The organism is Ruminococcus sp., assembly GCF_017650195.1.
Classification (GTDB): domain Bacteria; phylum Bacillota; class Clostridia; order Oscillospirales; family Ruminococcaceae; genus Ruminococcus.
The window spans coordinates 1-10,969 of record NZ_JAGCFH010000300.1; the positions used below are offsets into that span (position 1 = coordinate 1).

General features: G+C 44.6%; 13 protein-coding genes and 1 rRNA gene. 7 read left to right on the forward strand and 7 right to left on the reverse strand.

What is annotated here, in order from left to right; translation table 11 throughout:
- The coding region (locus tag J6U00_RS13535) for a hypothetical protein (RefSeq protein WP_296582683.1) at positions 1–335 on the forward strand (335 nt) is incomplete at its 5' end.
- 53 nt (positions 336–388) lie between these two features.
- On the opposite strand, the gene J6U00_RS13540 is transcribed toward J6U00_RS13535, so the two are convergent.
- The 6 genes from J6U00_RS13540 to J6U00_RS13565 form a co-directional block, all read right to left on the reverse strand.
- Positions 389–1,549: a phosphoglycerate dehydrogenase gene (locus J6U00_RS13540; protein WP_296582685.1), complete on the reverse strand. Its 1,161-nt coding sequence runs from the start codon at positions 1,547–1,549 to the stop codon at positions 389–391.
- Between the two features lie 38 nt (positions 1,550–1,587).
- Entirely contained in the window at positions 1,588–2,673 is a 1,086-nt protein-coding gene (gene serC, locus J6U00_RS13545; protein WP_296582687.1) for a 3-phosphoserine/phosphohydroxythreonine transaminase, read from the reverse strand.
- A gap of 235 nt (positions 2,674–2,908) precedes the next feature.
- A complete protein-coding gene (locus J6U00_RS13550) occupies positions 2,909–3,658 on the reverse strand; it encodes a protein phosphatase 2C domain-containing protein (protein ID WP_296582689.1) in 750 nt (249 codons plus the stop codon).
- Positions 3,659–3,679: 21 nt separating this feature from the next.
- A complete protein-coding gene (locus J6U00_RS13555; protein ID WP_296582690.1) occupies positions 3,680–4,444 on the reverse strand; it encodes a TatD family hydrolase in 765 nt (254 codons plus the stop codon).
- The gene (locus tag J6U00_RS13560; RefSeq protein WP_296582692.1) at positions 4,444–5,310 is read right to left on the reverse strand and encodes an LCP family protein; all 867 of its coding nucleotides are present in this window, start codon (positions 5,308–5,310) and stop codon (positions 4,444–4,446) included. The genes J6U00_RS13555 and J6U00_RS13560 overlap by 1 nt, the downstream gene beginning before the upstream one ends.
- Positions 5,311–5,797: 487 nt before the next feature.
- On the reverse strand, positions 5,798–5,923 hold the full coding sequence (locus tag J6U00_RS13565; RefSeq protein WP_296582694.1) for a hypothetical protein: 126 nt from the start codon (positions 5,921–5,923) through the stop codon (positions 5,798–5,800).
- A gap of 103 nt (positions 5,924–6,026) precedes the next feature.
- Here J6U00_RS13565 and alr point away from each other — a divergent pair, with 103 nt between their 5' ends.
- From alr to J6U00_RS13595, 6 genes are all read left to right on the forward strand, one after another.
- Positions 6,027–7,172, forward strand: coding sequence for an alanine racemase (gene alr, locus J6U00_RS13570; RefSeq protein WP_296582696.1), 1,146 nt, complete (start codon positions 6,027–6,029; stop codon positions 7,170–7,172).
- 46 nt (positions 7,173–7,218) lie between these two features.
- On the forward strand, positions 7,219–7,833 hold the full coding sequence (locus J6U00_RS13575; RefSeq protein WP_296582698.1) for a TIGR04100 family radical SAM protein: 615 nt from the start codon (positions 7,219–7,221) through the stop codon (positions 7,831–7,833).
- Positions 7,834–7,962: 129 nt separating this feature from the next.
- Positions 7,963–8,094: a hypothetical protein gene (locus tag J6U00_RS13580; protein WP_294752449.1), complete on the forward strand. Its 132-nt coding sequence runs from the start codon at positions 7,963–7,965 to the stop codon at positions 8,092–8,094.
- A 34-nt stretch (positions 8,095–8,128) separates the two neighbouring features.
- Entirely contained in the window at positions 8,129–9,196 is a 1,068-nt protein-coding gene (locus J6U00_RS13585) for a branched-chain amino acid aminotransferase (protein ID WP_296582700.1), read from the forward strand.
- A gap of 144 nt (positions 9,197–9,340) precedes the next feature.
- Positions 9,341–10,204, forward strand: a complete 864-nt coding sequence (locus J6U00_RS13590) for a dipicolinate synthase subunit DpsA (RefSeq protein WP_296582701.1) — start codon at positions 9,341–9,343, stop codon at positions 10,202–10,204.
- The gene (locus J6U00_RS13595) at positions 10,197–10,796 is read left to right on the forward strand and encodes a dipicolinate synthase subunit B (protein ID WP_296582703.1); all 600 of its coding nucleotides are present in this window, start codon (positions 10,197–10,199) and stop codon (positions 10,794–10,796) included. The genes J6U00_RS13590 and J6U00_RS13595 overlap by 8 nt, the downstream gene beginning before the upstream one ends.
- A 34-nt stretch (positions 10,797–10,830) precedes the next feature.
- Here J6U00_RS13595 and rrf read toward each other — a convergent pair.
- Positions 10,831–10,947: ribosomal RNA gene (gene rrf, locus J6U00_RS13600) — 5S ribosomal RNA — on the reverse strand.
- Positions 10,948–10,969 lie beyond the last annotated feature (22 nt).

A 10,969-nucleotide genomic window follows, 5' to 3' on the forward strand; every position in this document is an offset into this window, starting at 1 on the left:
AGATACTTATGGACTGGAGAAACTACTTACAGGTATTCCGTGAAAAGGACAGGTTCCTTTACGGTATAATCGGAATGGATATATTCTCCGCTCTGCTGGTATTATTCTTCTTTGGACTGATGATATGGATGCTGTCAACGGATTTCACCATAAGCCAGAGCCGTCTGCTAATAGCTTTCGGCTTTGTGCTTGTTGCCTCTCGGTTCCTACTCAAAATATATATGTCGGATGACCCCGAGATTCTAAGATTCGTTTCGGCTACAAAGTCTTATATACTGCTCTCGGCAATGCTTGTAAACTCATGGAAGCGCTACACCGATAGCAGGAATATGTAAACAAGCTATATAATAAAAAGCCCGGTCGTGTGTGACCCGGGCTCTTATTATTCTTACTTAATGACTCTTACTCTGATAACACCATCAACTGCATTAATCTTGCCTTCAACCGTAGGAGGTACATCACCTGTTACATCGAGCATCGTGTAAGCAAAGTCCTTCTTGGAAGCGTTTACCATGTTCTCGATGTTGATTCCTTCGTTGCCTACTGCTGATGTGATAGAAGCAATAGTTGTAGGAACGTTCTTGTGGATTATGCATATCTTTGTGCCAACAGCGTTCATTGAAGCGTTGGGAAGATTTACACTGTTCTTGATATTGCCATTCTCAAGGTACTCAATAAGCTCCTCAGCTGCCATAACTGCACAGTTGTCCTCGCTCTCGGGAGTTGAAGCACCGAGGTGAGGGAGAACGATAACGTCGTCAACACCAAGTACTGTATCGTCAGCAAAATCTGTAACATACTTAGCAACCTTGCCGTCAGCGATAGCCTTTACTACTGCCTCACTGTTGATAAGCTCACCTCTTGCAAGGTTGATGAGACGAACGCCATCCTTCATCATAGCTATCTGTTCAGCATCGATAGTGTTCTTTGTCTGAGGAGTATAGGGCATATGGATAGTAATGTAATCACTGTTCTCGTATATTTCGTTAATATCTGAAACAATCTTTACGGAAGGCTCAAGATGAAGTGCAGCGCCTACTGAAAGGAAAGGATCGAAGCCTATTACCTTCATGCCGAGGGCCTCTGCTGCGTTTGCAATCTTTCCGCCGATAGCGCCGAGACCGATTATTCCAAGAGTCTTGCCTGCAATCTCAGGACCCGCGAACTTAGACTTGCCGCCCTCAACTGTCTTAGGAGCATCAGGTGTGCCCTTGAGTGAAGCTGCCCATGAAGCTGCCTCAACAATCTTTCTTGAAGAAAGAAGAAGTGCGCATATAGCAAGTTCCTTAACAGCGTTTGAGTTTGCACCGGGAGTGTTGAATACGCATATACCCTCCTGTGCGCAGCGCTCAACAGGTATATTGTTCACGCCTGCACCGGCACGGGCGATAGCAAGAAGATTGTCGCCAAACTGCATATCGTGCATCTTTGCGGAACGCACCATTATTGCGTCTGGATTAGCGCAGTCCTCGGATACTGAATACTTGCTCTTGTCAAAAATATCTGTGCCGATATCTGAGATCTTATTTAAAGTCTGTATCTTGTACATTTCAGTAAACCTCTTTCTGTGTATTTTTATCTGTACGATTAGGAGTTCTCTTCCTCGAACTTCTTCATGAATGCTACGAGCTTTTCAACTCCCTCAATAGGCATAGCATTGTAGATAGAAGCTCTCATACCGCCTACTGTTCTGTGACCTTTAAGGTTTTCGAAACCTGCTGCCTTTGACTCTGCAACGAACTTCTTGTCAAGCTCCTCATTGCCTGTGATAAAGGGAACGTTCATAAGTGAACGGTCCTTCTTTGCAACAGTGCCCTTGAACATCTTGCTGCTGTCGAGGAAATCGTAAAGGATCTTAGCCTTCTTCTCATTATGAGCCTTCATAGCCTCGAGACCGCCCATTTTCTTAATCCACTTGAATACCTTGCCGCATACGTAGATGCCATAGCAGGGAGGAGTATTGTAAAGTGACTCGTTATCTGCCTGTATCTTCCAGTCCATCATTGTAGGAGTACACTTAAGTGCGGGACCGTCAGCGATGAGGTCCTCACGAACGATAATGATCTGTACGCCTGAAGGACCAACGTTCTTCTGAACGCCGCCGTAGATAACGCCGTACTTCTTAACGTCAACAGGCTCTGAGAGGAAGCACGAGCTTACATCGGCAACAAGCTCATGACCTTTTGTGTTTGGGAGCTCCCAGAACTTTGTACCGTAGATAGTGTTGTTCTCGCATATATATACATAATCCACATCGTCGGGAATATCGAGATTTGAGCAGTCTGGGATATATGAGAATGTCTTGTCAGCAGATGAAGCTACCTTTACTACTTCACCGTACTTCTCAGCTTCCTGAGCAGCCTTCTTAGCCCACTGACCGGTGATGATGTAAGCAGCCTTACCCTTCTTCATAAGGTTCATTGGAACGCCTGCGAATATAAGTGAAGCGCCGCCCTGTACGAAAATTACTTTATAGTTATCGGGGATATTCATGAGGTCGCGGAGATCCTTCTCAGCTTCCTTGATGATCTCATCATATACCTTTGAACGGTGAGACATCTCCATTACGGACATACCGCATCCCTTGTAATCCATCATTTCCTCTGCACATTCCTTGAGTACTTCCTCGGGAAGCACTGCAGGACCTGCGCTGAAGTTATAAACTCTGCTCATGTTAAAAAACCTCCAGATTGATATATAAAATAAGTAGTATTTGCAATACAATATAAATTATACTCCTTTAATCGAGATAAGTCAATATCAAAAAGCGATTTTTTTATAGTTCGTTAATTTTTTGGCAAAAGGTGCAAAAAAAGAAGATTTCTCTGTGCTAATAGTTACATATTCCGCTGTTTTTAAAGCTCCGCCCGTATCTAAAAAAACTGCACGCCATGATATGCGTGCAGTACTATTCAGTAAAAACTATAGCTATGACTGTTATATTATCCTTGCTGCCGCTTTCGAGAGCCTTGTTAACAAGGAGGTGAAGACGGGTCTTCATGCTCTTCGGCATTTCAAGTATCTCCTCGATATCAAGTATGGAAACATAATCCGAAAGACCATCCGTACAGAGCAACAGAAGGTCACCATATTCCATTCCCCCTGTCAGTTCCGTTATGTCTATCTGCGGAGCGGACTTCACATTGCCAAGCACCGGGAATATTATGTTACGATGTACATGAGTCCTGCGCTCCTCTGTAGTTATAGCTCCCTCGTCTATGAGTAGCTGCACAAGAGACTGATCACGCGATATCTGTTTGATGCGTCCTCCTCGGAAACGGTAAAGCCTGGAATCTCCAACATTGAAAATGTATATCCTGTTATCTGCGTCAACAGCGACTCCGCATACAGTAGCCTGCATATTATGGGTCTCGGGGTCTGATTCGCTGTACTTAGCAAGTCCTCGATGTACATCCATAAGATCTGCTTCGAGGTTGGCAATATTGGAAAAGCCTTTATCCCTCAGTAGCTCAAGACACATTCTTGAAGCCAGTTCGCCTGAGCGCTCTCCAGACACTCCGTCCGAAACAGCCGCTAAAAACGGAACCTCCGCAGTCTGTTCGGAAGAGCCTGAATCTATCACGCTGCCGTTTATTAGCAGTGCATCTTCATTATGGGACATTATTCCCTTTTCCGTTACTCCGCAGCAATAATACATTCAAGCCTTTTCTCCTTTCAATTAGTCTATTTCGTACATTGTAATACCGTTTTTGCTGGTAATATCTATGAGTTCCTGCGTCGTTATACCCTTGATCTCAGCAGCCTTTGCAGCCGTATAAGCTATCATAGAGCTGTCGCTGCGCTTTCCTCTGAAAGGCTCTGGAGCCATATACGGACAATCGGTCTCCATGAGTAATCTGTCCAACGGCACGGCTTCAAGAGCTTTAAGTGCTTTCTTTGCATTTTTGAATGTAAGCACACCTGTAAAGCCTATATACATTCCAAGCTTCAGTATCTCTTTCGCCGTTTCGGCAGAGCCGCTGAAGCAGTGTACCACTCCGCGTGGACGGTACTCTCTAAGTATATCTACAGTATCCTCGGATGCGTCCCTGCTGTGAACTATCACCGGCATATCAAGTTCTGCCGCCAGCTTAAGCTGCTCACAGAAAAAGCGTATTTGCGCATCGCGGTCGTAGCCCTCATAGTGATAATCGAGACCTATCTCGCCTATTGCTTTTATCTTAGGTTCGGAGGCTGTCATCCTGCGTAGCCTGTCAAGATAGTCCCCAGGTGTTTCATCAATGTTTTCAGGATGAACGCCTACCGCTGCATAGATATAATCGTACTTCTGTGCAAGCCGCATATTCTCAACTGAATCTTCAAGCCCCGAAGCCGCCAGCATAACAAACTTAACGCCCTTTCCGGGTAGTTCGTCCAACACCTGCCCCCTGTCATCGTCAAAAGCTCTGTCGGCATAATGTGCATGGGTATCAAAAATATTCATCAGTTCTCACCGCCGAAATACTTTTCCTTCATGTTATTAACGAAGCTGTCGCTTATTATGAAGTCGTTTCCGGACGCTATTCCGTCCATTGATACGGAAACAGCAATGGAATTTCCGTGCTCAAACATAAATTTGATAGCGCTCTTGCGGTTCTTGAAGTCGGCAGAGGTAATATTTGTCTGTATCTTGTTTATTATGTTATTAAAGCTTATATCAATGGTGTCGGCAATACGCTGTCCGTCCGCCTGATTAACCATAGACGAAAGCAGTGAAGAAGCAATAAAAGCACGCTCGCTCTCGCCGCCGGAAAACATGGTATAGGTAACGAAAGTAAGAGCCTGATCACCGTTAAGGTACTGATTGCTGCCGTCGTTCTTCAAGCCGGCGATATCAGCGTTGACAGGATAAGATACGCCGCCGAAAATATCGCAGGCGCTCTTGAAGGCATCTCCACTAAACTGTGCATACTTGCTTATCTTTATGTCGAATACTGATTCAACGAATTTTGAGGCAGCCTCAGCACCGCCTGTGTTATAGCTGTCTATAAGGCTTACCTGCCCTCCGTCCGCAAGAGCTATAGAGTTTGAAGGCACGCCGATGAATACCAACTGCTTCTTTATAGGCATTGAACGCATAAGCACAAATGTGGGAGGGCAATACTCCTGCTGCTCCAGCACAAGGAGCATGGTATGATTGTCCTCTTCTGAAACCACTCCCGCAGTTCTAGGCACTGGTTCCTTAAGTTCGTTGCTTTTTCCGAGTCCCCAGTAGTTCCATGCAAACAGCGCACTACCGCCGAGAATTATCAGTCCTATAAAAATAGTGAGAAGAAAAGGTACTGCTACGTGTCCTGTTTTTTTAGCCATTTTTGTGGCTCCTTTCATATTTTTTGGTCGTCATTTTTTGTCTTTCTTTTGATTTTTATAATGATCACAGTATTATAAACTGATCGTATAACGTGACGCTGAATATTATCCGCTTCAAAATGAATAAAAAATCTTTTCAATTAACATAGTTTAAAACTTAAAGGCGGAGCTTCGGTTGTCCACAGAGTTTTCCACATTTTCAACACAAATGAATTGACTGTCAATGTTTAAACTCACAATTCAACAGTGTGTTGAAAAAGAACAGGTGTTCATCTAGCGAACTCAGTCTACCACTATAAGAACAACGATATATAGCCAAATTCTTTCTGTCAACATAGGCTCTGTCCCTATTTTCTGGCACATTTCCCCTGTTAAAAAACAGGGTATTATTCCGCGAAAATTTTCTGAACGAAATCTGTTTCAACGATTGTTGATTTATACAAAAGAGTGTGATATAATTAATAAGGCTATTCAAAGACGTTGGCCATTAATACGAGCTTGCGGCGTATCTCTTCGATATCGGTCCGCATTCGTCTATGAGCGCATAAACGTCCTCAGGAAGCACCGGAACGCCTGAATCAAGTGAGAAAAGCATGGTACGCCGATCTTCCATGAAAATATCATACATTAAAATTATAACATACATCATACCTTATTTCAAGACGTTTTTTTACTTGTAATTAAATTTTAATTTTGATAAATCCACGAAAGGACAGATGAAAAAAATGAAGCCTTATCTGAAACGAGCATGGGCTGAGGTGTCTCTCCCAAGGCTCAGAAGGAATGTAGATATCATAAGAGGTCTGAACTCCCCTGGTACTGAAATAATGGCTGTGGTAAAGGCTGACGCATACGGTCACGGCGACGAGCATATCGTCCGCTGTCTTGCCGAGCAGTGCGGAATAAAGTATTTCGCAGTATCAAATCTTGATGAAGCTATTGCTGTAAGGAAGTTCGCGCCTCAGGCTGAGATACTCATTCTCGGATATACTCCACCAGAGTACGCCCATGAAATAGCAATGTACAATATAATTCAGGGCGTAGTTTCTACAGAGTATGCGCTGGAACTCGTAAAGAACAGCGCTGAGCCCATACGCTGTCATATAAAAATAGATACGGGCATGGGCAGAATAGGCCTCAAGCATGATACTCCCGAAGAGTGTGCTGCTGAGATAGAAGCTATGATGAAGATAGAAAAGCTCTCAGTTGAGGGCATATATACACACTTTGCTGTTGCTGACAGCGATGCCCCGGATAATGTCGCTTATACCGACAGGCAGGAAAAGTTCATAACAGATACCTACGATGTGCTTGTGAGCAGAGGCATAAAGCTTAAGCACCTGCATTTCATGAACAGTGCAGCCACCTGCTACAGGAACAATCCGAGAAGCACTCTTTCCCGTGCAGGTATCATACTCTATGGTCTACACCCCGATATCAGCCTTGATATCCCTGAGGGACTTGAACCTCTTATGGAGCTAAAAGCTGTTATATCTCACGTAAAGACTGTCAATCCGGGAGACTGCATAAGCTACGGAAGAACTTTCGTTGCCAACCGCGAAATGCGTATAGCTACAGTAACTATAGGCTATGCCGACGGATATTCACGCCTTCTCAGCTCAAAAGGTGAGATTCTCGTCCACGGCAAGAGGTGTAAAATTGTTGGCAGAGTATGCATGGATCAGCTGATGATAGATGTATCACATGTTCCTGAAGCAAAGTCTGGAGATATAGTAATACTTATCGGCACCGACGGAAATGACCGCATCACAGCCGATGATCTTGCGCAATTATACGGTACTATCGGATACGAGGTGGTATGCGGTATATCCAAACGCGTACCACGAATTTATATTGAATAAATCATAGTTTAATGCCGTATGCGTAAAATTATGAAGGAGGATAAATATGATAAAAGCAATGACTATTTCGTATGAGGTAGGCGATAACCTCTACCTCAACCTTACAAATAAATGTCCCTGCGCTTGCACATTCTGCATACGCAATCACGCCGACGGCGCCTACGGCTCTGACCCTCTGTGGCTGGAGCACGAGCCATCAATGGATGAGATAATCGCTGACCTTAACAAGCGCAAGCTCAAAAAGTACTGCGAGATAGTTTTCTGCGGCTATGGCGAGCCAACCGAGCGCCTTGACGCAGTTCTCGAAACTGCAGCTTATCTCCGCAGCAGGGAAAACTGTCCCCGTCTACGTATCAATACTAATGGTCTCGGCGACCTTATCCACGGCAGGAGCATAGCAAAGGAACTCTGCTATGAGCTAGACGTTATTTCCATAAGCTTAAACGCTCCTACCAAGGAGGACTATATGGCTGTAACACGACCGAAATTTGAAAACGCTTTTGAGGCTCTCCAGAAGTTCACCAAGGACTGCGTAAAGGTAGGCAGAGCCGAGGTGATAATGTCAGTCGTTGATGTTATCTCAAAAGAGCAGATAGAGGCTTCACGCCAGCTTGCCGAAAAGCTGGGTGCTCACCTCCGGGTTAGGACATTTGACGACTGATAATCTGCATATATTTCACCAGTCCATTTTGTGCATTATTTTTACATTCCGCCTATGGAAAAAAATACGTTAATATGATATAATTATTTATTGAAGGATTTCTCTAATCTGAGATAAGGAGTAATTTCTATGAGTAAAAAAGGTAAGATCATACTTGCAGCTTCGATCTCCACATCGGTACTGGCTCTGACAGCTGCTGCCGTCACTGTATTCGTATGCAAGCGTATTTACGAGAAGAATTATTTCTCGGTCACGGATTAACAGGTCAATATTATTAAAAAGAAGGTTGAATAATATGGAAATCAAATTCACAAAAGCAGCAAGCCTTAAGGCTAAGCCGCAGCCCGGCGACAAGCTCGGCTTCGGCCACATCTTTACAGACTATATGCTTGTAATGCCCTACGATGAGGGCAAGGGCTGGCACGATCCCGAGATTAAGCCCTATGCTCCTATTGAGCTCTCTCCTGCAGCTATGTGTCTCCACTACGGTCAGGAAGTATTCGAAGGCTTAAAAGCTTACAGAACTGCTGACGGCAAGGTACAACTCTTCCGTCCTCAGGAAAACTTCAAGAGACTCAATAAGTCCAATGAAAGACTGGTTATTCCCGAGCTCCCAGAGGAGCTTGCAATGAAGTGCCTCCTTGAGCTCCTCAAGGTAGAAAAGGACTGGGTTCCTTCAAAGGAAGGCGAGTCACTCTATATCCGTCCGTTCATTATCGCTGTTGATCCTTTCCTCGGCGTTAAGCCCGGCGAACAGTACCTCTTCATCATCATTCTCTCACCCTCAGGTGCTTACTACGAGAGCGGTCTCAACCCTGTAAACATCTACGTTGAGAGCAAGTATGTCCGCGCTGTAAGAGGCGGTATGGGTTTTGCAAAGACAGGCGGCAACTACGCTGCTTCTCTTATCGGACAGGACGAGGCTCACAAGCAGAACTACTCACAGGTTCTCTGGCTCGACGGAGTTGAGCAGAAATACATAGAAGAAGTTGGCGCTATGAACATCTTCTTTGTTATTGACGGTAAGGTAGTAACTCCTATGCTTCAGGGCTCTATCCTCCCCGGCATCACAAGAAAATCTGCTATCGAGGTATGCAAGAGCAAGGGTATACCCGTTGAGGAAAGACGTATAAATATCCAGGAGATCGCTGACGCTTACGACGCTGGCAAGCTTGACGAGGTATTCGGTACAGGTACTGCTGCTGTTATTTCACCTGTTGGTCACCTTAAGTGGAACGACAAGGTAATGGAGATCAACGGCAACAAGATCGGCAAGATCTCACAGATGCTCTATGATACAATGACAGGTATCCAGTGGGGCAAGATCGAGGATAAGTTCAATTGGATCGTTCCCGTTGAATAATAAATATCAACTTTTAAAGCGCTTCCGTTTTTCGGTAGCGCTTTTTTATGCCTGAACAGATTATCAATTCCGCCCGCCTTTTCATATAATAAATGTGATAAGAGATAATCATTCTATGCCATAAAAGGCGGACAGGAGTATAACATGAATAAACACAGGATACTTATCGCAGGTGGCGATATGAGGCAGATATACTGCGCAGAAAGGCTGTCCCGCGATTTTGAGATAGGGCTTATAGGCTTTGACATTGAAAGCTTCGCCAACCATGCCGGACTTACCGTAGCCGACGTCAGTTTCCATAAATACTATGACTGCGCACTGCTACCGGTCCTGACAGCAGGAAATGACAGTAATATCTATACCCCATGCAGTCAGTACCCCCTCACTGCCGATATAGTTAGAACTCTCCTTTCAGAAAATAGTATCGTTTTCGCCGGAAAAGTGAATACGGAATTTAAAGAGGTCTTTCAAGGGTACGAGATATATGACTATATGCTCAGTGAGGAGCTTAATATAAAAAATGCTGTACCCACGGCAGAGGGAGCGGTACAGCTTGCCCTTGAAGAGCTTCCTGTAACACTAAACGGACTGAAAGTCCTTATTATTGGCATAGGAAGGATAGGCACAGCTCTTGTTAGGATATTGCAGGGCTTCGGTGCAGACATAACAGCTGCCGTACACAGTTCTCGTGGAGCAGCAAAAGCAAGAATGTACGGCATAAAAGCTGTTCCTATAAAACGCCTCGGCAATGATTACGGGCTAGTGTTCAATACAGCTCCTCAACTCGTACTTGATAGTAGCAAACTGGCTGAATTTGCGAATAATACTCTCTTCATCGACCTTGCCTCAAAGCCAGGAGGCATAGACTTCGACGCCGCTCTTAGTCTTGGACTAAAGGTGATATGGGCTCTAGGACTTCCTGGGAAGACTGCACCTATTACCGCAGGAGAAATAATAGCAGAAACTATCATCTCAAAGCTTAGGGAAAGAGGTGAAGTAAGTGAGTGAGGTGCTTAAAGGCCTGCGGATAGGCTTTGCAATGACTGGCTCCTTTTGCACATTCAGTCATTGCTTTGAGCAGGCAGAGCTGCTTATGGAAATGGGCGCGAAGCTCCTGCCTATAATGTCTGAAAACGCATCCGCGACTGATACACGTTTTGGAAAAGCTGAAGATAATATCAACAAGCTACGCAATATAACTGGCAGCGAAGTCATTACTTCCATATCAGACGCCGAAGCAATAGGTCCCAAGGAGCTGACAGACATAATGGTAGTCGTCCCCTGTACTTCAAATACTGCCGCAAAGCTTGCTTCCTCTATAACCGATACCCCAGTGACTATGGCAGTAAAATCCCACCTTCGTCGTGGAAAACCTGTAGTACTTGCTATAGCCTCAAACGATTCTCTTATGGGCTCGGCAAAGAATATCGGTGAGCTATTTAACAGGAAAAATTACTACTTTGTGCCAATGAAACAGGATGACTGGGTTAACAAGCCTGCATCCCTTGTGGCGGAATTTTCCATGTTGCCGGATACTATTGAAGCATCATTGAAAGGGATACAACTCCGCCCAATAATATATTATTCCGCACCAATATAAAATAAAAAGGACTGCGAAAGCAGTCCTTTAAAAATGTCGGCACTGATTTAGTTTCCCGGGCCGTCACCAGCCAAGTATCGTCAACGCGAATGAGCTTAACTTCCGTGTTCGGAATGGGAACGGGTGTGACCTCATTGCCATAAGCACCGACTAATATAAACTTTTGAAGGAAT